Origin of the sequence: Halopiger goleimassiliensis (genome assembly GCF_000455345.1) — an archaeon.
In the GTDB taxonomy this organism is placed as follows: domain Archaea; phylum Halobacteriota; class Halobacteria; order Halobacteriales; family Natrialbaceae; genus Halopiger_A; species Halopiger_A goleimassiliensis.
This window is the reverse complement of record NZ_HG315690.1, coordinates 2,481,477-2,507,056: the sequence shown is the minus strand read 5'-3', so window position 1 is coordinate 2,507,056 and position 25,580 is coordinate 2,481,477. Positions and strand designations below refer to the sequence as shown.

22 protein-coding genes are annotated in these 25,580 nt (G+C 66.2%); 8 read left to right on the top strand and 14 right to left on the bottom strand.

All coding sequences use genetic code 11. The features are described 5' to 3' along the window. Window positions 1–109: 109 nt before the first annotated feature. From leuD to TX79_RS12220, 8 genes are all read right to left on the bottom strand, one after another. Complete coding sequence (gene leuD, locus TX79_RS12255) at window positions 110–841, bottom strand: 3-isopropylmalate dehydratase small subunit (protein WP_049927725.1); 732 nt, start codon at window positions 839–841, stop codon at window positions 110–112. Then, window positions 838–2,259 (bottom strand): 3-isopropylmalate dehydratase large subunit, encoded by a 1,422-nt coding sequence (gene leuC, locus TX79_RS12250; protein ID WP_049927724.1) that lies wholly within the window; start codon window positions 2,257–2,259, stop codon window positions 838–840. The genes leuD and leuC overlap by 4 nt, the downstream gene beginning before the upstream one ends. After that, window positions 2,256–2,531, bottom strand: a complete 276-nt coding sequence (locus TX79_RS12245) for a hypothetical protein (protein ID WP_049927723.1) — start codon at window positions 2,529–2,531, stop codon at window positions 2,256–2,258. The genes leuC and TX79_RS12245 overlap by 4 nt, the downstream gene beginning before the upstream one ends. Before the next feature lie 27 nt (window positions 2,532–2,558). Beyond that, on the bottom strand, window positions 2,559–3,611 hold the full coding sequence (gene ilvC / locus TX79_RS12240) for a ketol-acid reductoisomerase (RefSeq protein ID WP_049927722.1): 1,053 nt from the start codon (window positions 3,609–3,611) through the stop codon (window positions 2,559–2,561). After that, window positions 3,604–4,284 (bottom strand): acetolactate synthase small subunit, encoded by a 681-nt coding sequence (ilvN, locus tag TX79_RS12235; protein WP_049927721.1) that lies wholly within the window; start codon window positions 4,282–4,284, stop codon window positions 3,604–3,606. The genes ilvC and ilvN overlap by 8 nt, the downstream gene beginning before the upstream one ends. Continuing rightward, window positions 4,281–6,092: a biosynthetic-type acetolactate synthase large subunit gene (gene ilvB / locus TX79_RS12230; RefSeq protein ID WP_049927720.1), complete on the bottom strand. Its 1,812-nt coding sequence runs from the start codon at window positions 6,090–6,092 to the stop codon at window positions 4,281–4,283. Before ilvB ends, ilvN begins: the two co-directional genes overlap by 4 nt. Before the next feature lie 317 nt (window positions 6,093–6,409). Beyond that, window positions 6,410–7,612: a LeuA family protein gene (locus TX79_RS12225; RefSeq protein WP_230198592.1), complete on the bottom strand. Its 1,203-nt coding sequence runs from the start codon at window positions 7,610–7,612 to the stop codon at window positions 6,410–6,412. Window positions 7,613–8,014: 402 nt separating this feature from the next. After that, window positions 8,015–8,608, bottom strand: coding sequence for an Lrp/AsnC family transcriptional regulator (locus tag TX79_RS12220; RefSeq protein WP_049927718.1), 594 nt, complete (start codon window positions 8,606–8,608; stop codon window positions 8,015–8,017). Between the two features lie 120 nt (window positions 8,609–8,728). On the opposite strand from TX79_RS12220, the gene TX79_RS12215 reads away from it, so the two are divergent. The 3 genes from TX79_RS12215 to TX79_RS12205 all read left to right on the top strand — a co-directional run bounded on the left by TX79_RS12215 (window position 8,729) and on the right by TX79_RS12205 (window position 10,741). After that, window positions 8,729–9,184 (top strand): ferritin-like domain-containing protein, encoded by a 456-nt coding sequence (locus tag TX79_RS12215; RefSeq protein ID WP_049927717.1) that lies wholly within the window; start codon window positions 8,729–8,731, stop codon window positions 9,182–9,184. A gap of 272 nt (window positions 9,185–9,456) precedes the next feature. Beyond that, on the top strand, window positions 9,457–9,747 hold the full coding sequence (locus TX79_RS12210) for a DUF5779 family protein (protein WP_049927715.1): 291 nt from the start codon (window positions 9,457–9,459) through the stop codon (window positions 9,745–9,747). Window positions 9,748–9,898: 151 nt separating this feature from the next. After that, the gene (locus tag TX79_RS12205) at window positions 9,899–10,741 is read left to right on the top strand and encodes a hypothetical protein (RefSeq protein ID WP_049927714.1); all 843 of its coding nucleotides are present in this window, start codon (window positions 9,899–9,901) and stop codon (window positions 10,739–10,741) included. 45 nt (window positions 10,742–10,786) lie between these two features. On the opposite strand, the gene TX79_RS12200 is transcribed toward TX79_RS12205, so the two are convergent. Continuing rightward, entirely contained in the window at window positions 10,787–12,235 is a 1,449-nt protein-coding gene (locus tag TX79_RS12200; protein WP_049927713.1) for a M48 family metalloprotease, read from the bottom strand. Window positions 12,236–12,520: 285 nt separating this feature from the next. Beyond that, window positions 12,521–13,018 carry a YciE/YciF ferroxidase family protein gene (locus TX79_RS12195; protein ID WP_049928380.1) on the bottom strand — a complete coding sequence of 166 codons (498 nt, stop codon included), beginning with the start codon at window positions 13,016–13,018 and terminating at the stop codon, window positions 12,521–12,523. 152 nt (window positions 13,019–13,170) lie between these two features. Here TX79_RS12195 and TX79_RS12190 point away from each other — a divergent pair, with 152 nt between their 5' ends. Then, window positions 13,171–14,796, top strand: coding sequence for a sensor histidine kinase (locus TX79_RS12190; RefSeq protein WP_049927712.1), 1,626 nt, complete (start codon window positions 13,171–13,173; stop codon window positions 14,794–14,796). Between the two features lie 41 nt (window positions 14,797–14,837). Here TX79_RS12190 and TX79_RS12185 read toward each other — a convergent pair whose 3' ends face one another. Beyond that, window positions 14,838–15,521, bottom strand: a complete 684-nt coding sequence (locus TX79_RS12185; protein WP_049927711.1) for a VOC family protein — start codon at window positions 15,519–15,521, stop codon at window positions 14,838–14,840. A gap of 130 nt (window positions 15,522–15,651) precedes the next feature. On the opposite strand from TX79_RS12185, the gene TX79_RS12180 reads away from it, so the two are divergent. Both TX79_RS12180 and TX79_RS12175 read left to right on the top strand, forming a co-directional pair. After that, window positions 15,652–16,335: a hypothetical protein gene (locus TX79_RS12180; RefSeq protein WP_049927710.1), complete on the top strand. Its 684-nt coding sequence runs from the start codon at window positions 15,652–15,654 to the stop codon at window positions 16,333–16,335. A 51-nt stretch (window positions 16,336–16,386) separates the two neighbouring features. Further along, window positions 16,387–16,827, top strand: a complete 441-nt coding sequence (locus TX79_RS12175) for a hypothetical protein (RefSeq protein WP_049927709.1) — start codon at window positions 16,387–16,389, stop codon at window positions 16,825–16,827. Between the two features lie 311 nt (window positions 16,828–17,138). Here the strand turns inward: TX79_RS12175 and TX79_RS12170 are convergent, their stop codons facing one another. Then, a complete protein-coding gene (locus tag TX79_RS12170) occupies window positions 17,139–17,549 on the bottom strand; it encodes a hypothetical protein (protein ID WP_049927708.1) in 411 nt (136 codons plus the stop codon). 188 nt (window positions 17,550–17,737) lie between these two features. On the opposite strand from TX79_RS12170, the gene TX79_RS12165 reads away from it, so the two are divergent. Further along, a complete protein-coding gene (locus tag TX79_RS12165; protein WP_049927707.1) occupies window positions 17,738–20,743 on the top strand; it encodes a GLUG motif-containing protein in 3,006 nt (1,001 codons plus the stop codon). A gap of 122 nt (window positions 20,744–20,865) precedes the next feature. On the opposite strand, the gene TX79_RS12160 is transcribed toward TX79_RS12165, so the two are convergent. Both TX79_RS12160 and uvrA read right to left on the bottom strand, forming a co-directional pair. Further along, a complete protein-coding gene (locus tag TX79_RS12160) occupies window positions 20,866–21,693 on the bottom strand; it encodes a hypothetical protein (protein WP_049927706.1) in 828 nt (275 codons plus the stop codon). 135 nt (window positions 21,694–21,828) lie between these two features. Then, window positions 21,829–24,792, bottom strand: a complete 2,964-nt coding sequence (uvrA, locus tag TX79_RS12155) for an excinuclease ABC subunit UvrA (RefSeq protein WP_049927705.1) — start codon at window positions 24,790–24,792, stop codon at window positions 21,829–21,831. A gap of 216 nt (window positions 24,793–25,008) precedes the next feature. Here uvrA and TX79_RS12150 point away from each other — a divergent pair, with 216 nt between their 5' ends. Then, window positions 25,009–25,527: a hypothetical protein gene (locus TX79_RS12150; protein ID WP_049927704.1), complete on the top strand. Its 519-nt coding sequence runs from the start codon at window positions 25,009–25,011 to the stop codon at window positions 25,525–25,527. The last annotated feature ends 53 nt before the right edge of the window (window positions 25,528–25,580 follow it).

Below are 25,580 nucleotides of genomic sequence, written 5' to 3'. Positions count from 1 at the left end.
GGGCGACCGGATAATCCGTTACGCTAGGTGAAACGACGCTTGTAGTTACGGAAAACGAGCGCGCCTCGAGTCGTGGCGAGCGCCGAGACTCCGTCTTCGAGCGACGGAATCACTCGGCTTCCGGAATCGCCGAGTTCTCGACGTACGGCAGGTCCTGGGCCGTCTTGCGCACCTCGCCCGCGTTGGACTTCATCAGCGCGGTGGTGTCCCAGACGCCCTCGACGAGCGCCTTGCGCTGGGCGTCGTCGACGGTGACGTCGATGGTGGTGTCACCGTAGGTGACCGTCTCGCTCTCGACGTCGATCTCGATCTCCTCGTCGGGGTGCTCGTCGACCCAGTCCTGCAGTTCCTCGACGGTCTCGCTGTCGGCCGTGACGGTCGGGATGCCGAGCGCGAGGCAGTTGCCCGCGAAGATCTCGGCGAAGCTCTCGCCGACGATCGCGTCGATGCCCCAGCGCATCAGGGCCTGGGGCGCGTGCTCGCGCGAGGAGCCACAGCCGAAGTTGCTGTTGACGACCATCACCGAGGAGTCCTGGAACTGCTCCTCGTTGAACGGGTGCTCCTTCGGATCGTCGTTCTCGTCGAAGCGCTGGTCGAAGAAGGCGAACTCGCCCAGGCCGTCGAAGGTGACGACCTTCATGAACCGTGCGGGGATGATCTGGTCGGTGTCGATGTCGTTCCCGCGGACCGGAATGCCCGACCCCGAGACGTAGTCGACCTCCGGAATCTCGATTTCGTCACCGCCGTCGGTTCGGACCTCCCGAACCTCGGCGGCGCTCCCGGGTCGTTCCTCCCCGCTCGCTCGTCCCGAGACCTCCCGCTGGTCGGTCTCGCGCGTCATACCGTCTGCACCTCCTTCATCTCGCGAACGTCGGTAACCTCGCCTTCGATCGCCGCCGCGGCGACCATCTGCGGGTTCATCAACACGGTGCGGCCGTCCTTGCTGCCCTGGCGGCCGATGAAGTTCCGGTTCGAGGAGGAGGCACACGCCTCGTCCCCCTCGAGCTGGTCCTCGTTCATGCCCAGACACATCGAACAGCCGGCGTTGCGCCACTCGAAGCCGGCTTCCTCGAAGACCTCGCGCAGGCCCTCTTCTTCGGCGGCCTCCTGGACGCGCTGGCTGCCGGGGACGACCATCGCGCGGACGTCGTCGTGGACCTCGCGGCCCTCGACGATCGCCGCGGCCCGTCGCAGGTCCGGCAGACGGGCGTTCGTACAGGAGCCGAGGAAGGCGACGTCGATGTCGTAGCCCTCCATCGTGTCGCCGGGCTCGACGCGCATGTGTTCCTGGGCGCGTCGCGCGGTGTCCTGCTTGTCCGCGGGCAGGTCCTCGGGGGCCGGGATGGGGTCCGCGATGCCGATTCCCTGGCCGGGCGTGGTGCCCCACGTCACGACGGGCTCGAGTTCGTCGGCGTCGATGGTGACGACGTCGTCGTACTCGGCGTCCTCGTCCGATCGGATCGACTCCCAGTAGGGCTTCAGTTCCTCGAACCGGTCGGGATTCTCCTGGAAGTAGTCGGTCTCCGCGAGCCACTCGTAGGTGGTCTCGTCGGGATTGACGTAGCCCGCGCGGGCCCCGCCCTCGATGGACATGTTACAGATGGACATCCGTCCTTCCATGCCCAGCGACTCGATGGCGGAGCCGGCGTACTCGTAGACGTAGCCGACGCCGCCCTCGGTGCCGAGTCGGCGGATGATCTCGAGGATGACGTCTTTCGCCTCGACGCCCTCGCCGAGTTCGCCGTCGACCTGAATCTTCCGTACTTTCTGTTTCTCCATGGCGACGGTGCCCGTCGCGAGCACGTCCCGGATCTGGCTGGTGCCGATTCCGAACGCGAGCGCGCCGAAGGCCCCGTGGGTGGAGGTGTGGCTGTCCCCACAGACGATCGTCTTGCCCGGTTGTGTGAGGCCCTGCTCGGGGCCGATGACGTGGACGATGCCCTGGTCGCCCGTCGTCGGGTCCGAAAAGTCGATGCCCGCTTCGCGGACGTTCTTCTCGAGTTCGGACATCATCTCCTCGGCCGCGTCGTCGCTGTAGGGACGGGACTGGTCGGCCGTCGGCACGATGTGGTCGACGGTCGCGTGGGTGAGTTCGGGGTAGGCGACCTCGAGGTCCCGCTCGCGCAGCATGCCGAAGGCCTGCGGGCTGGTTACCTCGTGGATGAGGTGGAGGCCGACGAACAGCTGGTCCTGTCCCGTCGGCAGCGTCGTGACCGTGTGGCGGTCCCAGACCTTGTCGTACAGTGTACCCTCGCTCATTCTGCGTCCTCTACCGGTCCGGAGCGACGCTTCCCGCGTTCGAACACGCGGTTCGCGTCGTCGGCGTCGTGCGGCGGCGTGTGATCGACGTCCGCCATCGTTCGTTCCTCGTCCGGTTCCTCCGCGTCGGTCGCGGCGCGCTCGCCGGCCGGGGTCCCCCCATCGGCGGCGACCGTCGGGCCGCGACTGAACAGTCGGCCAGCCGTCTCCCCCGTGTAGGGGTGGGTGTGGCTAACGTCCGCCATCGTGTCTGTCGTGTCGTCGTCTGTCATGGTGTGTCGGTCGGTATCCTGTTTCGGTCAGTCGTCCGCCTGCACGCGGACGGAGTCGTCGTCTTCGGTCTCCTGTTCCGCTGCCCACGCGAACAGCTCGCGCAGTCGCTCGCCGACGTCCTCGATCTCGTGGTTCTTCTCCGCTTCCCGAAGCTGCGTGTAGCTCGGGCGACCGGCCTGGTTCTCGAGCACCCACTCGCGGGTGAACTCGCCCTGCTGGATCTCCTCGAGGGTCTCCTCCATGTTCTCGCGGACCGTCTCGTCGACGATCTCTTCGCCCCGGGAGAGGCCGCCGTACTCGGCGGTATCGCTCACGGAGTCCCACATCTCGCCGAGCCCGCCCTCGTACATCAGGTCGACGATCAGTTTCAGCTCGTTCAGACACTCGAAGTAGGCGATCTCGGGCGAGTAGCCCGCGTCGACGAGCGTCTCGTAGCCGTGCTTGACCAGCGCGGTGACGCCGCCACAGAGGACGGCCTGCTCGCCGAAGAGGTCGGACTCGACCTCCTCCTGGAACGTCGTCTCGATGACGCCCGCGCGGGTACAGCCGATCCCCTTCGCGTACGCGAGGGCGCGCTCCTCGGCGTCGCCAGTCGTATCCTGGTAGACCGCCAGCAGACCGGGGGTCCCCTCGTCGTTCTCGTAGTTGCGCCGGACGAGATGTCCCGGACTCTTCGGCGCGACCATCGTCACGTCGACGTCCTCCGGCGGTTCGATCTGGTTGAAGTGGATGTTCAGCCCGTGGGCGAACTGGAGCGTGTCGCCTGCCTCGAGATTCGGTTCGATCGCGTTCTCGTAGACCGCCGGCTGGACGGTGTCGGGCACGAGGACGGAGACGTACGTCGCCCGTGCGACCGCCTCCGCGGGCGTCGCGACCTCGAGGCCGTCGGCTTCGGCGGCCGACCGCGAGGACGAGTCCTCGCGGAGGCCGACGACCACGTCCACGCCGCTGTCGTGCAGGTTGAGCGCGTGGGCGTGGCCCTGGCTGCCGTAGCCCAGCACGGCCACGGTCTCGTCGTCCAGCGTCGATACGTCCGCGTCGTCGTCGTAGTAGATCTCGGTGGTGAAGTCGTCAGTCATCGTCTGCAGTCTCCGTAAACTGGTTCGCCTCGTCGGCGGACGGTACGCTCGCGTCGGCGGGCGTCGGCCCGGCCGTCTCGTCGGTGCCGCGGGCCAGCGCCGTCGTCCCGGTCCGGGAAATCTCGCGGATGCCGAACTGGCCGAAGGTGTCGATCGCCGCCTCGATCTTCTGCCGGCTGCCGGTCACCTCGAACGTCGCCGTCTTGGGGCTCGAGTCGACCGTCTTCGCGTCGTACATGTCCGCGACGGCGGCGACCTGGTCGGGCCGGTCGGCGGTGACCTTGATCAGCGCCAGTTCCCGGCGCATCGCGTCGGGCTCGAGCTCCTGGACGGAGATGACCGGGATCAGCTTCCGCAGTTGCTTCTTGATCTGCTCGATCCCGGGGTCGGGCTCCTCGACGACGAGGGTGATCCGCGCGAGCGCCTCGTCCTCGGTGGGCCCGACCGTCAGGCTCTCGATGTTGAACTGTCGCCTCGAGAACAGCCCCGAGACGTCCGAGAGCACGCCGGGTTCGTGTTCGACCAGCGCGGAGATGACCGTCCGGCGCGGTTCGTGGGTCGCCTCGACCTCGGGGTCGATGCGAATGCCCTGCTTGTTGCGCCGGCCCTCGGGCGTCGGGCGCTCCTCCGGCGGCGGTCCTTCGAGTCCGCGCTTTCGTTCGTTTCCGCTCATAGCTGGTCCTCCGTCAGTGCGAACTGTCCGTTGTCGCCGCCGCTTGGCACCATCGGGTAGACGTTGGCCTGCGGGTCGATGTGGACGTCGATGACCGACGGGCCGTCGTACGCGATGGCGTCCTCGATGGTGTCGGCGACCTCGTCGTAGTCGTCGATGCGGTACCCCTGTGTGCCGAAGGCCTCGGCGAGTTTGTCGAACTCGGGCATCCAGTTGTAGTCCGAGGCGGCGTGACGGCCCTCGAAGAAGGCGTCCTGCCACTGGCGGACCATCCCGATGTACTCGTTGTTGAGCACCGCGACGGTGATGTCTAAGTTCTCACGGACCGCGACGGACAGTTCCTGCATCGTCATCAGGAACGAGCCGTCGCCGTCGACGCAGACGACGTCCTGGTCGTCGTCGGCCGCGAGTCGCGCGCCGATGGCCGCCGGCAGTCCGTACCCCATCGTCCCCAGCCCGTGGCTCGAGACCCACGTGCGGGGCTCGGTGAAGGTCCAGTACTGGCAGGCCCACATCTGGTGTTGGCCGACGCCGGTCGTCACGATGGTGTCGTCGTCGGTCGCCTCGTCGAGTGCTTCGACGACGAACTCCGGCTGGATCGGTTCGTCCTCGGGCGCGTCGTAGGCCATCGAGTAGTCGGACTTCCACTGCTGGCACTGGGCGCGCCACTTCGTGGCCTCGGGCGAGGAGTCGACCGCCTCCGCTAGCTGGGAGACGACCGTGCCGGCGTCGCCGACCAGCGGGTAGTCCGCGTGGATGTTCTTGCTGATCTCGGCGGGGTCGATGTCGACGTGGATGAGTTCCGCGTCGGGCGCGAAGGTCTCGATGCCGCCGGTGAGGCGGTCGTCGAACCGGGTGCCGACGGCGAGCAGCGTATCGCAGTGGGTGATCGCCATGTTGGCGTAACCGGTGCCGTGCATCCCCGCCATCTCGAGCGAGAGTTCGTGATCCTCGGGGAACGAGCCGAGGCCGGGCATCGTCGTGATGACCGGAATCTCGTGTTCGATGGCGAACTCCCGGCAGACGTCGCTGGCCTCGCCCTTGATGACGCCGCCGCCCAGTAGCATGACCGGCTTGCGGGCGTTCTCGATTCGCTCGGCCGCGGCCGCGACGATCTCGGGGTCGGCCCGTTCCTGGACGTGGTAGGTGTCGGGCGTCCGCGGTTCGTCCGGTTCGCGGTCGGTGTCGGCCTTGGTGACGTCCTTGGGCAGGTCCACGAGCGTCGGTCCCGGTCGGCCCTCGCGGGCGAGCGCGAACGCCTCGCCCACGTCGTCGCCGACCCGGTCGGGATCGCTCGCGAAGGTGTTGTCCTTCGTGATCGGCGTCGTGACGCCCGTCGTGTCCGTCTCCTGGAACGCGTCGTTGCCGACGAACTCCGTCGGGACCTGGCCGGTCAGCGCGACCAGCGGGTCCGAGTCCATGTCGGCGTCGGCGATTCCGGTCACGAGGTTCGTTGCCCCCGGGCCGGAGGTCGCGAGACAGACGCCCGGGTCGCCCGAGACGATGCCGTAGGCGTCGGCCGCGTGGGCCGCGCCCTGCTCGTGGGCCATCGTCACGTGGTAGACCTCGGAGTCGTACAGCGAGTCGTAGACGGGCATGATCGCCCCGCCCTGGACGCCGAAGGCGTACTCCACGCCCGCGTTCTCGAGGGCGCGGACGACCGCCTCAGCGCCCGTCGTAACGGGTTCGGGCGCGGCGTCCGTCTCGGACTCGGTCGCGGCGTCGGGTGCCGCGCTGTCGGTGATCGGTTCCTCGTCGCCCTGTTCGTCCGCGTCTGGTTGTGTCACCGGTGTTGCGCGTTCGCTCATCGATTCTCTCCCGCGTCGTCGCGGGTCGTGGGATATCGGTCTGGTGTCATCTGCTGGGGTGGTGTCGTGGCTGAAAACGATGCGGCGAATCCGGACCGAAGGCGTCGACGTACTATAGGTGGGGCGAGGACGCCCCTACAATACGAATCGAGGCGAACGCGGTGCTGTCGAACCCGGTGGGGCGAACCGACAGCAGAGCGCGCACCGTCATTCGTGGTGACGATGTACGCCGGAGCGGCATAACTGTTGCGAGTCCGGCAGCGATTCGAACGCGATAGCCGGTGCTCGCGACGGTGAGCGAACGGGGGGAACATCCCTTAGACGCGCACCTCCTCTTGCTGGCGTTCGACGCCGGCCTCGGTCGCGAACCGTTCCAGGTCGTCGACGGTGACCCGTCGCTTCTCCGCGCCGTAGTCTTTGACGCGGCGGGTGACCGCACGGACCTGTTCGTCGGTCGGCTCGAAACCCAGCTCCTCGAGTCGTTCGCGGACCGAGTGGGTCCCGGTGTGTTTGCCCATGACCAGTCGGCGCTCGGCACCGACCATCTCGGGGGTCATCACGCCGGGTTCGAAGGTGTCGGCGTTCTCGATGACGCCGGCGGCGTGGATGCCGCTCTCGTGGGAGAAGGCGTTGTCGCCGACGACCGGCTTGTTGCCCGGGGTCGGCACGTCGCTTTTCTCCGCGACGACCTCCGAGAGTTCGGTGATGCGCGTCGTGTCGATCCCCGTGTCGGTCTGGTAGAGCGACTCGACGGCCATCACGAACTCCTCGTAGGCGGCGTTGCCCGCGCGTTCGCCGATGGAGTTGACCGACACCTGGGCCTGGTCGGCCCCGGCTTCGATGCCGGCCAAGGCGTTGGCGGTGGCCAGCCCGAAGTCGTCGTGCGTGTGGACGTCGACCCGTGCGTCGGTGTGGGCACAGACCTTCTCGATCATTGCCTTGAACCGACTCGGCGTGGCGACGCCACAGGTGTCGGGAACGTTGATCCAGTCGACGCCGACCTCGGAGACGGCCTCGATCACGTCGATCAGGAACGCCTCGTCGGTTCGCGTTGCGTCCATCGGCGAGAACATGCAGGTCACGCCCGCCTCCGTGACGCGTTCGACCGATTCGACTGCGCGCTGTACGACCTCGTCTCGCGTGGCGTGCATCGAGTCCTCGATCTGGACGTCGCTGGTCGACACGAAGGTGTGGACCATCTCGACGCCGGAATCGAGCGCCGCTTCGATGTCGTCGTCGACGACGCGGGCTAACCCGCAGGTGGTCGTCGACGTCGAGGACGCGATGTCACGAACGGCCTCGAACTCCGCGTCGGAGTTGACGGGGAACCCCGCTTCGATGACGTGGGTCCCCATCTCGTCTAAGATCGCGGCGATCTGCCGTTTATCGTCGTACGAGAACGAAGTTCCGGGCGACTGTTCACCATCCCGGAGGGTGGTATCGAAGACACGTGCTGACTCTATTTCGTCAGTGGAATCTAACGTGCCCTGGAAGAACTCGACCCCCCTGACTGGTGTCAGAGGACGGGTTGCCTTGTTCAGACATTGTAATCGAATCCCAGGCGCGACGTCGTATATAAATCTGGCGCTGTTTCGACCCTCGAGCGCACGACTGTCATGTGATGACATCACAGCCTTCGGAGAAAACCGCACGACATCAACGCCCTAATAGTCAATAAATTACTTATTATCATATGGGGTGGCCGCTCGTTCGGACCTACAATCGTCGGTCGACGGCCTATGTTTTCGCAGATATTGCCCGAAACGAACGCGGCGTCGGTCGCGCGCACCCCTCGATGAACGTTCGGTCAGCACGAGGGACCACGACCGACGACGGAACTTCGAACGTTCACTATCAAGGGGGATTTTAGCCCAAGATGAAGAAATGTAGCCCAGAACGTCACGTCGACCGAGTTCTATCGCTCACTCGAGTTCCTCCCGGCGGGCTTCGTACTCGCTGACGTAGCGGTCCTCGCAGGAGGGACAGCAGAACGTCTTGACCTCGCCGCCGACCGTGGTCGTCACGCCGTCGCCGGTGACGGTCTTCCCGCAGACGACGCACTCGAGGGAGAACTCGTTCGCCGAGACGCCGACGATCCGGTCCGATCGCGAGAGGACGGTCACGTCGTAGGAGGCGATCGACTCGAGGTCGATCGCCGACGCGAGCCACGAGCGCACGTCCCGGTCGGGAACCGTCGCGTGGACGACCACCCGGCCGTCCATCCCCTCGAAGACCGCCTCGACTCCCTCGAGGTCGGCGGCGGCGTCGTAGACCGTCGCCACGGCCGCTGGCGCTGGCTCCAGTTCGACGAGGATCGGGGTCTCGCCGTGGAGCGTCTCCCGGTCGACGTCGATCGTGAAGCCCTGGATGATGCCCTGCTCCTCCAGCCGGGCGATCCGATCGGAGACGGCCGGTGGGGTCAGCCCGACGTGATCGGCGATTTCGCTGTAGGGCCGGCGGGCGTCCTCGGCGAGGAGGTCGAGGATCTCGAGGTCGGTCTCGTCCAGATCGCGCATGGCCGTCGATAGGGACGGTACGGGGAAGAGTCTAGCGCGATCGGCCCGCGAGATGGCGCGGCTACGGTTGCCACAGCGCGTGTCAGCGTTTTGTATCCGCTCGTGGTAGGCCGGCCCGGCATGACGACCGACGAGATCACCGACCTCCTGACGGAGGCCTACGTCGACGAACTCGAGACCGTGATGAACTACCTGACGAACGCGATCGTCCTCGACGGCGTCCACGCCGAGGAGGTCAAAGCGAGCCTCGAGGAGGACGTCCAGGAAGAACTCGACCACGCCCGCATGCTCGGCGAGCGCCTGAAGCAACTCGACGAGTCGCCCCCCGGATCGGCGGGCTTCGAGGCGACCCAGTCGAGCCTGCAACCACCCGAAGACACGACGGACGTCCAGTCGGTCATCGCGGGCGTGCTCGAGGCCGAGGACGACGCGATCGAGACGTATCGCGCGCTCCACGAGGCCGCCTCGGAGGCGAACGATCCGGTCACCGAGGACGTCGCCGTCTCGATCCTCGCCGACGAGGAGGCCCACCACACCGAGTTCCGCGGCTTCCAGAAGGAGTTCCCGCAGGACTAGTCCCCCCGAGCGCGAACCATCGCAGCGGTGAGCGAACGAAAGCGCGGCGCGAAGCGCCGCGGAGAGACGAACGGCGAAGCCGTGAGTCAGTGAATGAGCGGGCCGAGGGGGTGACGAAGGCTTTTCATCGAAGCTAAGCGGGAGCTTCGCTCCTGCGAGGTCCGAGAGAGCTTCGCTCTCTCGAGATTTTGCCGAGGGCGCGCCGAAGGCGCGCCCGCAGAGCAAACGTTCGGAGGCGAACGTTTTTCTCGTCCCGGTTCGACCCACGCCCTATGAGCGACTTCGACCTGGATCTGCGAACGGCCGAGGAACACATCGAGGAGGAACTCGAACTCGAGGGCAGCATCGAACTGGGCGTCCTCGACGGGACGACGTCCGACGAGGAGTGGCTCGAGTCGATCTCGAAGGGCAACGTCCTCGTCCTCAACGTCGATGGCGAAGTCAACGAACTCGCCTCTGGCTTCGCCCGCGACGTCAAGGAGGCGGGCGGGAACCTGGTTCACTTCCGGGGCTTCCTGCTGGTGACCCCGCCCGGCGTGGACGTGAACACGGATCGACTCTGAATCGGCGGGCCGTCCGACGTTCGCCCCGGTTCCATCGACGCCTGCGTTCTCTCTTCGGTACGGGGCAACCGACGTAGCTGTCCCGCTCTCCGTTCTGTTCCCGGTACTGACAGTCGTATTACTTTTCTACCTTCGAGTAGACCGCTCTCACATGCCGGACGATTCCTCGCCAGGCCGGCGACGGCTGCTCCGAAGCGTCGCCGGCGGCGGGCTGTCGCTGCCGCTCGTGGGCTGTCTCGAGCGACTCGAGTCCTCCGCATCCACCGAGCGGTTCGGCGAGCGGCCGTTCCCCCCGGAGTTGGTCGGCGATGAGGCGTACGCAGCCGCGCTCGAAGACCGAATCGACCGGGACCGCTTTCCCGATCCGAACGCCGATCTCCTGCCGGAACTCACGAAAGCGCGATTCGTCGCCGACGCCGCACGCGCTGGTGGAGCCGCGGAGTTCGCCGACCGAATCGATCGGCTGCGCGAGCCGGTGTTCGAACCGTTCGTCCGATTCGAAGCGGTGATGACGCTCGTCACCGACCGCGACCGCCTCGAGGGAGCGGAGATCGACGCCCTCGTCACGAAGGCCGGTCTCGAGAACGAGTCCGTCCCGCTCGACGCGGAGCCGGGGACGATCATCGAGACCGCGCTCGACGAACGGGAGCGCACGTTCACTCACTACCCCGGCCCGCCGCTCCATGTCATCGAAAGTGCGGAATCGCGCGGTCGCGAGCTGTTGGACGAGGGTCCGGACGAGCGAGCGCAGGCCGTCGACGCCGATCACCGACCCTACGTTCGCCAGCGGGCCACGATCGAGGCGATCGTCGCCGGTGGACGCGAGATCGCCGCCGAGGCGTACGACGACGTGATCGACCGGATCACGGACGAGTCGCCGTCGAACCGCACCTACGAGGACGAGAACGAGTACGCCGAGGTCGTCGCCTTCAACGCGGCGGTCGCCGGCGACTCGATGCTCGAGGAGGACGGGCAACTACTCGTTCCGCCGTAAGAAAGCGCGTTCGTGGGGACCGATCGCACGGAGGCGACGCGAGGGTCACGTCTCGTCCGAGTTCGACGCCAGCCGAACGAGACGCACGAACCGGTGGCCGGGGGCCGAATGCGCTTCGGGCACGGTACGTTGATCGATCCAGGTGTCGTGATCGGTCAGGGGCCAATCGAGGACCGGCCGATCCGTCAGCCGAAGGATGGCAGTCGCGGCGGCTATCGGCGAGGTCCGTTCGGCTGCAAACGCGTCGGCCGTCCGATCCCAGCGACGGCAGACGAACCGGTTGCCCACCTCGACCGCGAGCAGGTAGCCGACCAATCCGGCCCACAGCTGGGCTGCAGTCGGCGCGACGGGCGTCACGAGCAACGCGAGACCGGGAAGCACGAACGCGGTTCCAACTGCGATCGCGTGCCACTCGACGGGGTGGTGACGCAGGTGGGCGTACTCGTGGGCCAGGACCGCCTTCAGTTCCGCTGGCTCGAACGTCTCGACGATCCGACGCGGTAACACGACGAGGTTTTCCCACGGGTAGGCCGCTGGCAGGTGTTCGTCGATCGGATCGTCGGCGTTGCCGATGAGACGAACGAGCGGCTGGTCGCCGTCGCCCTCGTGTAGTTCGTCGAGGAAGTGATAGAGCTGGTTCGATTCGGGCGCACTCGTTATCGATACCAGATACCGGGGGATCACCACGACGGAGAGGACGAACGAAACGAACGGGAACAGTCCGATCAGCACCACTGCCAGTGGACCGACGGCCAGATATGCGACCACGAGCAGATACGCGAACACGCTCGTAGCGACGAGCGACTCGATCGCTGGCGGCACGGCCAGCAGATCGTTGACCCGTTCTTTCGCCGTCTCGATCGACACGACGACCGCACGATCGCGCGGTGGGAGCCCGTCGAAGGCGGGAACGTACTCGCCAGGGACGACATCGTATCGTTTGTTCGTCCACAGCTGGAGATTCGAGCGATGCCAGCCCAGCAGCGCCCGCAGTATCCGGAGCAGGACACCAGCCAGTAACAGTACCCCTCCGAGTCCGACCGCGAGAAGTGCGTTTGAACCGGACATCGGCGTCGGGACCGCGACTCCGAGGACGGCGGTCAGGAGACCGACCAGAACGACACCGATACCGACGAAGACGAGACTGTCTGCGAACCACACGTCGACGGTTCGTCGCGGACGCCAGTGGTCGTCGGTTTCGTACTCGACGGAGACGATATCGCCGTTTTCACAGGTGATCGTCCACTGTGCGTGTCCTCCGAACCTCACGACGGCGATCGTGCCCGTGACGTCCGGTTCGGCTTCGATCATCCGAAAGACCTCCCGAACGTCGGTTTCTGCGGCGATCTCCACCGCCAACCGATCCGACCCTTCGGCCACGGGATTGAACGGGCTGGACGCCGGTCCGAGGTCGGACTCGATTCGGGAACCGAGACGGTCGAGTTCGGACGCCGGCGGATCCGTCTCGAGATCGGACTCTGGCGTATTCGTCATGTACAGCCGCCGTGCTCTGAGGAAGCTTCGCTCCGGAAATCGGCAGTTCGGTCGTCCCGGCCCATCGTCTATCGAACTCGTTCACCCCTACTTTTAGGTTCCGAATCTGTCACATGTGTGTCGTGCCGACTCGGCGCGTCGATCACGACCGCAAACAGACGGGGCGTCCCGTTTGGGACGGTTCCCTCGAACGCATCAGTACGTGCCCGTTCGGATCCCGGACGACGACCGCTTCATCGTCGACGTGGTCGACCCTCGCGACCCGATCCGAGACCGACTCGAGGGCTACTCCGTCGCTTCGAGTTCGCCGTAGTCGAACTGCTCGCCCTTCTCCGAGAGCGTCTCGAGTTCGTCCTGCTCCTCCCGGAGCGTCTCCTCCAGCGTGTCGGCGACGTCGTCCAGCCCGATCTGGTCGGCCATCGGGATGAGGTTGCCGTAGGTGGCGATCTCGTAGTGTTCGGCCTTCTGTCCGGCGGCGATGTTGAACCGGTCGATGGCCTCGTCGCTGGGGTCCTTCTCCATGAACTCCTCGTGGGCCTGGATCATCCCCTCGACGACGGGATCCTCCTCGGCCTCGGCGTCGGCGTCGAGCTGGTCGAACACCTGTTCGATGCGGTCGATGTGCTGTTTGGTTTCCTCGCGATGCTCGGCGAAGCCCGACTTGAGTTCCTCGTTCGAGGCCGTCTGCTCGAGCTCGTCGAGCGCGTCGACGAGTCGCTGTTCGGTGTGGTAGGCGTGTTTCAGTCCGGAGACGAAGAGGTCCTCGGTTGAGTCGATGCTCATGGCGTGATCCATCAGTTGGAACAGCACTGGCTTCGATAAACGACGGGCTTGCACTCGGCGGCCCGTGGCGCGTCCGCACCTGAACGACCGTCCGGTTTTAGTCACGTCCCGTTCGGCCGAATTTATAACTGCACCCCGCAGGAATACCGCCTATGGACGGACGGGCCCCCGGGTGGCTCGGCACCGGCGGCGTCGCGTCGATCGTCGTCGTCTCGCTGGCCCTCTCGGTGTATCACCTCCTCGTCCACGACGCCCCGGTACTGGCGACCCTGCTCGGCCAGGTGTCGCTGCTCGTCCTCTCGATCGTGTTCGGTGCCGTCGGCACCTACGCCCTCTCGAACCTCGAGTCGCCGACCGACCGGGCGACCGTCGGCGGCTACGCGGCGGCCGGCTACGTGCTCGCGGGAGTGGCCTCCGGCGGCTACGCGACGCACCAGTACCTGACGCCGGAGGCCACCATCGAGGCCGACGTGGTGCTGTTCCAGGCGCTGTTCGTCGCGCTCGTCGGCGGAACGGCCGGTGTGGCAGTCGGCTACGAGAAGGCCCGGCGCAAGCGCTCCATCGCCGACCTCGAGGAGACGACCCGTGAACTCGAGGCCGCCCGGGCGGAGACCGAAACCGAGAAGCGGCGCTTCGAGTCGCTGTTCCAGAACGCCCCGTCGGCGATCGCCGACCTCCGGTACGCGGGCGGCGAACCGACGGTCGAGCGCGCCAACGACGTCTTCGAGGACCTCCTCGAGCACACGAGCGCGGACGCCGAGGGCGAGAACCTGTTCGAGGTGGTCCCGCTCGAGGAGACGGAGACGGAGGCGAACGTCGCGAGACACGTCGCCGACAACGAGATCTACCAGGGCGAGGTCACCGTCGACGGCCCCGAGGAACGGGGCCACTACAAGCTCCGGGTGATCCCCTACGACGTCGGGACCGACGACGAGGGGACCGAGGCCGAGCGCGCGTTCGCCCTCTACACCGACGTGACGGAACTCAGGCGGACCCAGCAGGAACTGGAGCGAAGCGTCGAACGCCTCGAGGGGTCGAACGAGCGCTTAGAGCAGTTCGCCTACGCCGTCTCCCACGACCTCCAGGAACCCCTCCGGATGGTCTCGAGCTACCTGGGACTGCTCGAGGACCGTTACGAGGACGAACTCGACGAGGACGCCGAGGAGTTCATCGCGTTCGCGGTCGACGGGGCCGACCGGATGCGGGCGATGATCGACCACTTGCTCGAGTACTCGCGGGTGACGACCCGGGGGTCACCCCTGGAGCCGACCGACGCCGAGGCGGTCCTCGAGGACGTCCTCACGGATCTGCGGCCGCGGATCGACGAGACCGACGCGACGGTCACCTACGAGGACCTGCCGACGGTCACTGCGGACGCAGATCAGCTCGCCCAGGTCTTTCGCAATCTCGTCTCGAACGCGCTCAAGTACAGCGGCGACGACCCGCCGCAGGTCCACGTCGGCGTCGAACGCACGAGCGACGGCTGGCAGTTCGCGGTCGCCGATCAGGGGATCGGCATCGATCCGGACCAGCGCGAGCGGATCTTCGAAGTCTTCGAAACCGTCCACACGGCCGAGGAGGGCTCTGAGTCGGGGATCGGGCTGGCGCTCTGCCGGCGGATCGTCGAACGTCACGGCGGGGAGATCTGGGTCGAGTCCGAACCGGGGGAGGGTGCGACGTTTTACTTCACGATCCCGGCCGTCGAGGACGGGCGACCGACGCTTCCCGACTCGTCACCGCGTCGGACCGATCGGAGCGACGAGCACGAGGCGGAGTGATTCCGCTCGGTCCGGCGGCCACGAGCCGGGACGTCCCGGAGTCACGTCCGGAACGTCAACACGTGACCGTCCGGGTCCCGGACGACGACTTCCTCGTCGCCGACGCGGTCGACGGTCGCGACCCGATCCGAGACCGCCTCGAGCGCGGCGGTCGGCTCGCTCGTCTCGAAGCCGAGGTCGACGTGGACGCCTCCACGAGCGTCCGCGAGGCCGAGGTGGGGTTCCCACAGTTCGAGGGCCATCGGCCCCGCCATCCGGACGCGGCGGCGGTTCTCGCCCTCGTCGACCGTCTCGAAGCCCAGGTCCGCGTAGAACGACGTCGCACGGTCGAGGTCTTCCACCTCGAGGACGACCTCGAAGACGCCGTCGATGCCCGGTCCCGCCACGTCGCGCTGGCCGAGTTCGACGCAGTTGCCGTCGGGATCGTACAGGTATAGCGAGCGCGAGGAGCCGAACTTTGCCTCCTCGAGGTCGTGGTCCTCCTCGAGTCGGTTCCACCAGTCGTCGTACTCCTCTGCGGGGATCGAGAACGCGTAGTGGGTGTGCAGGCCGCCGCGAGGGACGCCGGTGGGACGCCGACAGACGAGATCCGTCTCGCCCGCGGCGAAGACGAGTTCGTCCTCGCGACGGTCCCGAACGGTCAGCTCGAGGGCGTCCGCGTAGAACGACCGGGCGCGCTCGAGGTATTTGACCTCGAGCGCGAGCCAGGAGAGGCCGGTGAGCATGTCCCCGGCTACGCGGGGAATCGACAAAGGAGCGTCGCCGGTAGACGATAGCGTCACCGCTGGGGACGAGGCGCGAACGAGTGGGACGAATCGACGTGCGTTTAAGCAACTGGTGGACGTACGGGTTCGTATGACCTTCCGGATCGACGAGCGCGCGAGCGACGTCGCGGTGATCGATCGGTACGACCGCGGCGTCGGTTGGATCGCCCACCCCGAGGAGCGCATGCAGCGTGCCAGTCACGCCATCGCCGTCGACGGCGACGTCTGGCTGATCGATCCCGTCGACGCCGACGGACTCGACGACTTGCTCTCGGAGTACGGCGAGGTCGCCGGCGTCACGGTTCTGCTGGACCGACACGCCCGCGACGCTGGCACCATCGCGCAACGGCACGACGTTCCCGTTTCGCTCCCTCACCACTTCGACGGCGTCACCGATTCGCTCGGTGCGCCGGTGGTTCGGTTCGAGGACGAACTCGGGGACACCGGTCTCGAGGCTCACACGGTCGTCGACAACCGGTTCTGGCAGGAGGTCGCCCTCTACGATCCTGCCGACGGGACGCTCGTCGTCCCCGAATCGGTCGGGACGTCGCCGTACTTCCGCGTCGACGACGAACGACTGGGCGTCCACCCGATGCGCAGACTCGTCCCGCCCCGCGAGCAACTGCGCGGGTTCGAACCCGACCGGATCCTCGTCGGGCACGGGCCCGGCATCCAGGAGGACGCGACGGCCGCACTCGAGAAGGCGCTGGCGACCGCCCGCCGGCGAACGCCGCGGCTGTTCGCGAAGACGCTACGGAACGCGCTGCCCGTTTGACCGACGCCGTCGGGGCACACAGCTAACTGTATCGCCCTCGAATGCAGTGACGTGGTCCACATCACGCGCGCCCTCGCCGAGGTGTTGGTCGACCTCGCGGCGGACTCGGACCCCGATCGCGTGACGACCGGAGTGTCGATCACCCCCGCAGGGGAACTCGAGGGAGCCGACGGCTTGCCGCCGGAGACGCCCGTGTTCACCGACTTCTACTTCCCGACGGCCGGCGACGCCCTCGACGCCGTCTTCGGGATCGATCTCTCGACGCCGGCGCGTTCGGCCGAGGGGCTGTTCGTCTCTCATCCCCTCAGGGAACTGTCGGTCACCAAACGCGACGACCTCGCACAGGTGATCTTCGTCGCCGTCCCGCCCTGGACACTCGAGGAGGACTCCTTCGGAGCGTTCGACCGCCACGGCACCCGTCGCCCGCTCGAGTTCGTCGACGCCGAACCGCCAGCGGCGTCGCTGGCCGACGACGGCTGGCTCGAACGCTGAACCGGGCTCGAGGAACTCGCTACCGACCCCTCTCGAGGACGACGCCGTCAAAAAACGCTCGAACGGACGGCTCAGCCGCGCGACGGCGTGGGGAAGCCGCCGTCGATGATGCGGTCGATGATGCCGCGATTCGGTCGGCCATCCTCCTCGTCACGGTCTTCCGACGGGAAGTCCGGAACGTATGGCATGGCGTTGACCTCCAGTCGTTGATACGGACTCGATGCTGTTAATAGCTACGTCACAGGGACGTCGACGGCGCTCCCGGACCACTCGAGGCGTCCCGAATCGGCCCCTCCGCGCCCTCCGCGGGATCACTCCACGGCGAAGGTTTCCTCGTCGAGGCCCACACCGCCCAGCAGACACTCGAGCGCGCCGAACGACAGCAGGAGTCCGACCAGCAACGCGAGCGCCGCCCGGAGGAGGCTCCACGCGTCCGGTGCGACGAGCAGATAGGCGAAGCCGAGAACGCTCGAGCCGAGCGCCAGAACTGCCAATCCGACGCCAGCCACGCGCGGCCAGCCGACGCTGGTTCCCCCGAGTGAGACTCGTTCCCGTCGCCCAGCCACGAGCAGCGCGAGGCCACCGACGCCGAACCACGCGAACGGGATCGCTTCCGGTACCGTGGCCGGTGCGCCGACCACGACTAGGAGCAGAGCCAGCATTCCGATCGAGACGACCCCGCCGCCCACCAGCCGTCGTCGGACGCTCTCCTTGTCGGTCACGATCGGCCGTTTCGCGCCGACCTCGGTAACGGTTCGGGTTTCGGCTCGAGCGTCCAGCGGAGCAGTCGCCTACTGGCTGGTAGGCAGGTGGTCTACCGACGTCCCAACTGCTTGATCCGACCTCTCATCTCGACCAACTCATTAGATATTCGTCATGATTATCAGAGGGGCCTTCGTTGAGTCGTGCCATGACCGGTGACGACGTCGATCTGACGGAACCGTCCGACCCCAACGAGGTTTTGGAGCATCTCGACGGCGATGGGACTCCCGCTGATCCATACGTTATCACAAGCGTTCGTGACCTCACGGCCATCGACCACGATCTAGATGCCCACTACGTGCTGGGCTGTGACATCGACGCCAGTGCGACCGGCGAGTGGAACGACGGGGCCGGGTTCGATCCGATCGGCGACTTCGAACCGGACAACGAACGCCGGTTCTGCGGAACGTTCGACGGCGACAGCCACGAGATTATCGGTTTGACGATCGACCGTCCGGAGTCGTATCCAGCAGGACTGTTCGCCGTCGTCGGCGATGGAGAGGTCCACAACGTCGACATAGTCGACGCGACCGTCTCGTGCAAAGGGTATGGGGGCGTCATTGCCGGCATCAACCAGGGAACGATCGCTAACGTGACTGCCTGCGGCGACGTCAGGGGGGACAGGATCGTCGGGACCGTTCTCGGATCGAACGCTGGCACCGTTCGTGGCGTCTCGGCCGAGGGAACGGTGGAAGCACCGAGTAACGCCGGCGGGATCGTGGGCAAGAATCGTGGAAACGGCGTCCTCGAAGCGGCGGACGCGGACGTGGACGTGACCTCGAGCGCCGACGACCAACTCGATTTTACCACAGACGCCAATCTCGGCGGTGTAGTCGGTATCAACGCTGGTGGCGTCGTCACGTCGGCAACGGCCAGCGGATCGATCACGGGCGGGAAACGGACCGGCAGCATCGCCGGCACGAACGAGGGAACGATCGAGGAGGCCAAGGCGCTCGGACCCGTGGAGGGCAATTCCCTAGTCGGCGGGATCGTTGGTACGAACGCTGCCACGCGAGCGTCTATCGTCGACTCGACCGCCTCGAGCGCCCTCACTGGAAATGCGATGAGCGTTGGCGGGGTTGCTGGGAGCAATGATGGCCGAATTGCGGACTGTTCTGCGACCGTCGAGGCGGACCCGGAGTCGATGTACGCCGGCGGATTCGTCGGACAGAACAGCGGCGATATTGCCCGATGTAACGCCGACGGGACCATCGAAGGGGTCGTCAACAGGGCCGGAGGGTTCGCCGGCACGAACGACGGCGAGATCAGTACGTCGACTGTGTCGGTCGACGTCCGCGGCGAGGGACGGAGTGGTGGCGGCTTCGTAGCCGAGAACGACGGCACGATCGATCGGTGTCGTGCCTCCGGAGAGTTGTTGGGTAACTGGAACAAGGCCGGGGGTATCGCCGGGACGAACGACGGGACGATCGAGCGGTCGCGTGCTACCGGCGATGTGATCGGCGATCGGTTCGTCGGCGGGATCAGCGGAACGAATCACGGGACCGTCGCTCGATCGCTCGCAGCGACCTCGCTGTACGGTCAGGGCACCGTCGGCGGCTGCATCGGTCGTCTGGGTCGACCGTCCACGGGTTCACCGAACCGGGCCGTCGTCGAAACGTCCTACTGGGACCGCGACGTTGCTGGCACGGACGACGCCGTCGGTACCCGCGGCGACGGCGAACTGGTCGTTGAGTCGGTCGATGGGTTCGATTCAAACGCTCTCAGTGGCTCGACTGCCGAGGAAACGCTCACGGCCTTCGCGTTCGACGAAGCGTGGGTGACGGTCCCCGACGAGTATCCGGAGCCACGCGTTCCCGAGAGCAGGTGTGACGACGAGCCGTCCACGCCGGCACCCGATCCCGAGCGGTACGCGGACCTCCTCGCGGCGGCCGACGGAACGGGCACCGAGGACGATCCGTACGTGATCACGGACGTCAGGGAACTCCAGGCGATCGACGCTGACGTAGAGGCCCACTACGTACTCGGCTGTGACATCGACGCACGCACAACCGCAGGGTGGAACGACGGCGACGGATTCGCCCCCATCGGTTCTCGCGACGACGAGGATCAACCGTTCAGTGGGGAGTTGGATGGTTCGGGCCATCGAATCACTGGCCTCGAAATCGATCGCCAGCGGGTTCGAGTCGGATTGTTCGCGGAGATCAGTGATGGTCACGTCCGGGACCTGATCCTGGACGATGTTTCGATTTCGGGGTTCACTGGCGTTGGTGGCCTCTGTGGCGCGTCGGATGGATCGATCGTCGACGTGACCATCACCGGGACGGTCGCCGGCCAGAACACGGTGGGGCTGCTCACGGGCACGAACAACGAATCCGGATCGGTCCGTGGGGGATCGGTCGATGGGGCGGTTTCGGCGAACGAATCCGTCGGCGGACTCGTGGGCATCTCGACAGGATCGATCGCGGAGACGACCGTTCAGGTAACGATCGATGCCCAGCGGAAGGCAGGCGGTATCGTCGGGCTTAACGCTGGTACGATCGAACGGATCGCGGCGTCAGCCGACCTCGAAGAAGCAACGCTCGTCGGCGGAATCGCGGGCGTCAACGGCGAGCGGATCGAACGGTCGATCGCGTTCGTCCAGACGGGCAGCACGACCAACTGTGGCGGAGTCGTCGGACAGAACGAGGGGACAGTCACCGAGGTTGCTGCTGCGGGGTCGATCGCGGGTATGTCAACCGTCGGTGGCGTCGCCGGCACGAACGTCGGATCGATCGCCGACGCCGTCTCCCGCTGCGACGTCAGCGGCCAGCAGTCCGTGGGCGGCGTCGTCGGGAAGCACGCCGGTTCCGTGACGGCCGCAGTTGCCCTCGGCGAAACCGGGAGTTCGATGACGATCTTCGAGAGCATCGGGGGTATCGTCGGCTCGATCCCGTCCGGAGACCACGACGACGCGACGCTCAAGTGTGCGTACTACGACGCCGTCAGCGCCGAGTGTAGTGGTGCGATCGGAACGGAACACGGCGAGTCGACCGTAGAGTGCGTCGAAGGGCTGGGAACCAAGGCGATCCGTGGGACGAGGGCCGTGGATCGTCTCAACGGCGTCGACTTCGAGGAGACCTGGATCGAACCGACCGCTCCCGACGAACCGCCACGACTGGCGTCGCTCGACGGCCTCCGGGACCGCGTCGTCTAACCTCCCTCCGTGTTTCCGGTCTGTCGGAACTGCCCCACCCCCTGTTCGGCACGAGGCGCGTAGATACCCTCTCACACCGGAACGACCGTCGCGTGGATCCTCGTGGAGAGCCCTGATTCTGCTCAGTCGACGACGTAAAAGAGGAATCCGATATGCGCGACGAAGACGGCCGCTCCGGCCAACTGTGCGACACGATATCCGAAAGAGAGGTTCTCGAGGATCACCAGGTTGTAGAGGGCGAACAGCGGCCCGTGGCCTTCGAGTGACCAGATGATCCAGAAGTTGACGAGCATCGGCGTCCCGAAGAGACTGGCAACGAAAACCGTGGCCTCGTTGATGCGGGGAAAGCGTGGCTCCGCTTCTTCCCGGGCCGTCCGTACTCTCTCTTCGTGTTCACGGAGCGCGTCGATCGCCTCCTCGAGGGCAGCGCCGTCGTTTGCCTCCTCGAGGTCCTCGAGTACGGTGATGATCCCGCGCAGCGTCTCCGGGGTGGGCCAGAGTTCGTCCTCGTCGATGTACGTCTCCGGGTCGAACGACGTATACCGCTCGACGATCGGCTCCGCGACGTCCTCGAGGGCTTCGTCGACGCCGTCGACCCCGTCGTCGCCGAGTTCGCCGAGCGATTGCAATGCTTCCCGTAGCAGTCCTTGATCCCGCCGTTCCATGCGACAGTACGCACGGATCGCCTCCTGCTGGACCTCGACTAACGCGGTGGCGACTGCCTCGACGTCCGGGTGGCTCTCGTAGAGTTCCCACAGGCGCTCCTGGCACTGTTTGGCCCGGACCAACGGCTCGTCGCCGTACATTCTGGGTAGACTCCCGTCGTACTCCGTCGCGGCGAACCCGTCGGTTGCCGCGGTGCCCAACGTCTCGGCAAACCGCTCGATCAGCTCGATCGACGGGTTGGATCGGTACTCCGACTCCAGTTCCGACACCGTCTGCGTACACATACGGAAGCCAGTGCTTTCGAAACCCTCACTGCTATGGATACATAAATCGTCCGTCACTCGATTACGCGCCCTCCGACGGGGTGATCGAACGGAGACGACGGCCCACGAGAACCGAACCCGACCGAGCGGCGGCGATCAGTCGTCGTCCATCGCCGCTGTCACCGGCTCGACGCGCTCGCCGCGTGGCCCCTCGAGGTCGACCTTCGGGAGCAGGTCGCGCAGGTAGCGCCCGGTGTAGGAGTCCTCGAGTCGGGCGACGTCCTCGGGCGTCCCGGTGGCGACGATCCGGCCGCCGTTCTCGCCGCCCTCGGGACCGAGGTCGATGATGTGGTCCGCGTTCTTCACGAGGTCGAGTTCGTGCTCGATGACGACGACGGTGTTGCCGTTGTCGGTCAGCCGGTGGAGGACGTCGATCAGCTTGCGCTCGTCCTCGCTGTGGAGCCCGGTGGTCGGCTCGTCGAGCAGGTAGAGCGTCTCACCCGAGTCCTTCTTCCCCAACTCTTCGGCGAGCTTGATCCGCTGGGCTTCCCCGCCCGACAGCGTCGTCGAGGGCTGGCCGAGTTTCATGTAGTCGAGGCCGACGTCTTTCAGCAGCTTGAGTCGGCGGCGGATCTGGCTCGAGGACTCGAAGAAGTCGTAGGCCTCCTCGACGGACATCTCGAGGACGTCCGCGATGGTCTTGCCCTTGTAGGTGACGTCGAGCGTGGCGTCGTTGTAGCGAGCGCCGTCACACTCCTCGCAGGGGACGTAGACGTCCGAGAGGAAGTTCATCTCGATCTTGACAGTGCCCTGGCCGCCACACTCCTCGCAGCGACCGCCCTTGACGTTGAAGGAGAACCGGCCCTTCTCGTAGCCGCGCTGTTTGGCGAGTTTGGTCTGGGCGAACAGTTCGCGGATGTGGTCGAAGACGCCGGTGTAGGTCGCGGGGTTCGATCGGGGCGTCCGACCGATCGGCGACTGGTCGATCAGGCGCACGGTCTCGATCTCCTCGAGGCCCTCGATGGCGTCGTGGTCCCCGGGGATGACCGACGTGTTGTCGTTCATCTCGCGAGCCAGCCCCTTGTACAGCACCTCGTGCATCAGGGTGGACTTCCCGGAGCCGGAGACGCCGGTGATCGCCGTGAAGCATCCGAGCGGGATGTCCACGTCCAGATCGCCGAGGTTGTGCTGGCGAGCACCCCGAATCGTCAGGGTGCCGTCAGGGTCCCGCCGTTCGTCGGGGACGGGAATCTGCTTGCGACCGGAGAGGTAATCGCCGGTGATCGACTCCTCGCACTGTTTGACCTCCTCGACGGGGCCGTTGACGACGACCTCGCCGCCGCGCTTGCCGGGGCCGGGTCCCATGTCGATGACGTTGTCCGCGCGGCGCATCGTCTCCTCGTCGTGTTCGACGACCAGCAGCGTGTTGCCGAGGTCCCGCAGCTCCTCGAGCGTGTCCAGCAGGCGATCGTTGTCCCGCTGGTGGAGGCCGATCGAGGGCTCGTCGAGCACGTAGAGGACGCCCACGAGGCCCGAACCGATCTGCGTGGCGAGGCGGATGCGCTGGCTCTCGCCACCCGACAGCGTCGAGGCCTCTCGATCCAGGGTGAGGTACTCGAGTCCGACCTCGACCATGAAGCTGAGTCGTGCGCGGATCTCCTTCAAGATCTCCTCGGCGATGACCTTCTCGCGCTCCGTGAGGTCGGCCTCCATCGACTCGAAGTGCTCTAAGGCGTCCCCGATGCTCATCGCGTTGATCTCGGTGATCGAGGTGCCGTCGACCAGCACAGCACGCGAGGCGGGCTTGAGCCGGGTGCCGTCACAGGCCGGACACTCCGTCGCCGACATGTAGTCCTCGATGTGCTCGCGGGTCGAGTCCGAATCGGTCTCGACGTACCGGCGCTCGAGGTTGGGGATAACGCCCTCGAAGCGCTTGCGCTTGCGTCGAGTCCCGTTTTTGGTGTGGCGCTTGAACAGCACCTCCTCGTCGGTGCCGTACAGGAACTGTCGCTGGATCTCCTCGTCTAACTCTTCAAATGGCGTCGACAGCGAGACGTCGAAGTGGTCGGCGACGGCGTCGAGGCGCGTCTGGTAGTAGGATCGGTTGTAGCTCCAGGCCTCGAAGACGTGCTTGAGCGGCTTGGACTCGTCCTGGACGACCAGGTCCTCGTCGATCTCCTTGGTCTCGCCCAGGCCTTCACACTCGGGACAGGCACCGTGGGGCGAGTTGAAGGAGAACGACCGGGTCTCGATCTCGGGCACGTCGATCCCGCAGTGGGTACACGCGAGGTCCTTCGAGAACTCGACGACGAACCGATCGTCGTCCTCTTCCTCGTCGCCCAGTGCGCCCGTCCGGCGGGCCTCCTCGCCCAAATCCTCGGCGGCCTCCTCTGGCGGATCGGGGAGGATGACCTTCAGGACGCCCTCCGCTTCGTCGAGGGCGGTCTCGACGCTGTCGACGATCCGCGGGCGGTCCTCGGCGGAGACCTTCACGCGGTCGACGATGACGTCGACCGTGTGATCGAAGTTCTCGTCGAGGTCCGGATCGTCGAGCGTGAGGTCGTACTCCTCGCCGTCGATTTCGACGCGGGAGTACCCTTCCGAGACCAGTTCCTCGAAGAGGTCTTCGAACGCACCCTTCTGGTCGCGGACCACGGGGGCCGCGAGTTTGGCCTTCGTCCCCTCGGGCAACTCGAGGATGCGCTCGACCATGTTCTGGGCGGACTGTTCGCCGACTTCACGCCCACACTCGGGGCAGTGGGGCGTGCCGACGCGGGCGTAGAGGAGACGGAGATAGTCGTGCAGTTCCGTGACGGTCCCCACCGTCGATCGTGGATTGTTCGCGGCGTTCTTCTGGTCGATCGAGATCGCCGGGGAGAGCCCCTCGACGGTTTCGACCTGCGGTTTGTCCATCTGCCCGAGGAAGTTCCGGGCGTAGGCCGACAGGCTCTCGATGTAGCGGCGTTGGCCCTCCGCGTAGACCGTCTCGAACGCCAGCGACGACTTCCCCGACCCCGAGAGGCCGGTGACGACGGTAAACTCCTCGCGGGGGATCTCCACGTCGAGATCCTTGAGGTTGTGTTCCTCCGCACCCCGCACCTCGATGTACTCCTTGCTCATGGCTCGGTTGGTGACAGTCTGCTCGCGCGACTCGCTGCTCGATACACTGTGGGTGTGTCAGTGGCCGGAAGGACTTAACGGGTCTGAAAGCGGGTTTATCTGTGTGATGCTAGCACGAGACGCGTCGCGCCTCGACGCCAACTCGGCGAGCGCTGGGTTCCCCACCGGGTGCGAAACGGACCAAAGTAACTTCGCGGGGCAGTTCCAAGGAGGGGTATGAACGACGACGCGAACAGCGATGGGGTGTCGGTCGCGGAGTTCGTCGAGTACTGTCGCATTCAGGCGGGCCTGCTCTCGGGGCAGGTCGAACGGATGGGTGAGGAGGCCGACGACCTGCTGGCCGAAATCGACGAGCGAGTCAGCGAGATCCGCGCCCGCCTCGAGGACCACCGGAACGCAGTTGCGGGAACGGAGTCGCCCGAGTCGGCGGGCGGCCCCGACGCGGACGTCGACGTGGCGGAACTCGAGACGCTCCAGGACGAACTCGAGGAGACCCAGTCGGTGGTCGAGGCCAAACAGGCCCGGATGCAGGCGTTCCAGGATCTGGCCGCGGGCTACACCGACCTCGCGGAGGAACTCGAGTCGTCGGTCGAGGACGACGCGACGGCCTTCCAGCGCGTGGTCCAGTTCGAGGCCGACAACGACGCGCCCGCCTACTTTCAGGAGCAGGATCGGCAGACGCTCGTCGAGGCGGCCGCCGAAGCGGCCGACGAGGACGACGGAGAGGACGCGTAACCACCGGGACGGGGCTCGAGGAGCAGCCCTCCCGAAAACCGCCGTCGTATCAC

Excerpts from the sequence above, each read along its gene's own strand:
- TX79_RS12205 (WP_049927714.1), top strand. The coding sequence starts at position 9,899 with ATGCCGGACGATTCCTCGCCAGGCCGGCGACGGCTGCTCCGAAGCGTC.
- TX79_RS12195 (WP_049928380.1), bottom strand. The coding sequence starts at position 13,018 with ATGAGCATCGACTCAACCGAGGACCTCTTCGTCTCCGGACTGAAACAC.
- ilvC (WP_049927722.1), bottom strand. The coding sequence starts at position 3,611 with ATGACTGACGACTTCACCACCGAGATCTACTACGACGACGACGCGGAC.
- TX79_RS12160 (WP_049927706.1), bottom strand. The coding sequence starts at position 21,693 with ATGTGTACGCAGACGGTGTCGGAACTGGAGTCGGAGTACCGATCCAAC.
- TX79_RS12215 (WP_049927717.1), top strand. The coding sequence starts at position 8,729 with ATGACGACCGACGAGATCACCGACCTCCTGACGGAGGCCTACGTCGAC.
- ilvB (WP_049927720.1), bottom strand. The coding sequence starts at position 6,092 with ATGAGCGAACGCGCAACACCGGTGACACAACCAGACGCGGACGAACAG.
- TX79_RS12220 (WP_049927718.1), bottom strand. The coding sequence starts at position 8,608 with ATGCGCGATCTGGACGAGACCGACCTCGAGATCCTCGACCTCCTCGCC.
- leuC (WP_049927724.1), bottom strand. The coding sequence starts at position 2,259 with ATGAGCGAGGGTACACTGTACGACAAGGTCTGGGACCGCCACACGGTC.
- TX79_RS12245 (WP_049927723.1), bottom strand. The coding sequence starts at position 2,531 with ATGACAGACGACGACACGACAGACACGATGGCGGACGTTAGCCACACC.
- TX79_RS12190 (WP_049927712.1), top strand. The coding sequence starts at position 13,171 with ATGGACGGACGGGCCCCCGGGTGGCTCGGCACCGGCGGCGTCGCGTCG.
- TX79_RS12185 (WP_049927711.1), bottom strand. The coding sequence starts at position 15,521 with ATGCTCACCGGCCTCTCCTGGCTCGCGCTCGAGGTCAAATACCTCGAG.
- TX79_RS12150 (WP_049927704.1), top strand. The coding sequence starts at position 25,009 with ATGAACGACGACGCGAACAGCGATGGGGTGTCGGTCGCGGAGTTCGTC.
- ilvN (WP_049927721.1), bottom strand. The coding sequence starts at position 4,284 with ATGAGCGGAAACGAACGAAAGCGCGGACTCGAAGGACCGCCGCCGGAG.
- leuD (WP_049927725.1), bottom strand. The coding sequence starts at position 841 with ATGACGCGCGAGACCGACCAGCGGGAGGTCTCGGGACGAGCGAGCGGG.
- TX79_RS12180 (WP_049927710.1), top strand. The coding sequence starts at position 15,652 with ATGACCTTCCGGATCGACGAGCGCGCGAGCGACGTCGCGGTGATCGAT.
- TX79_RS12200 (WP_049927713.1), bottom strand. The coding sequence starts at position 12,235 with ATGACGAATACGCCAGAGTCCGATCTCGAGACGGATCCGCCGGCGTCC.
- uvrA (WP_049927705.1), bottom strand. The coding sequence starts at position 24,792 with ATGAGCAAGGAGTACATCGAGGTGCGGGGTGCGGAGGAACACAACCTC.
- TX79_RS12165 (WP_049927707.1), top strand. The coding sequence starts at position 17,738 with ATGACCGGTGACGACGTCGATCTGACGGAACCGTCCGACCCCAACGAG.
- TX79_RS12210 (WP_049927715.1), top strand. The coding sequence starts at position 9,457 with ATGAGCGACTTCGACCTGGATCTGCGAACGGCCGAGGAACACATCGAG.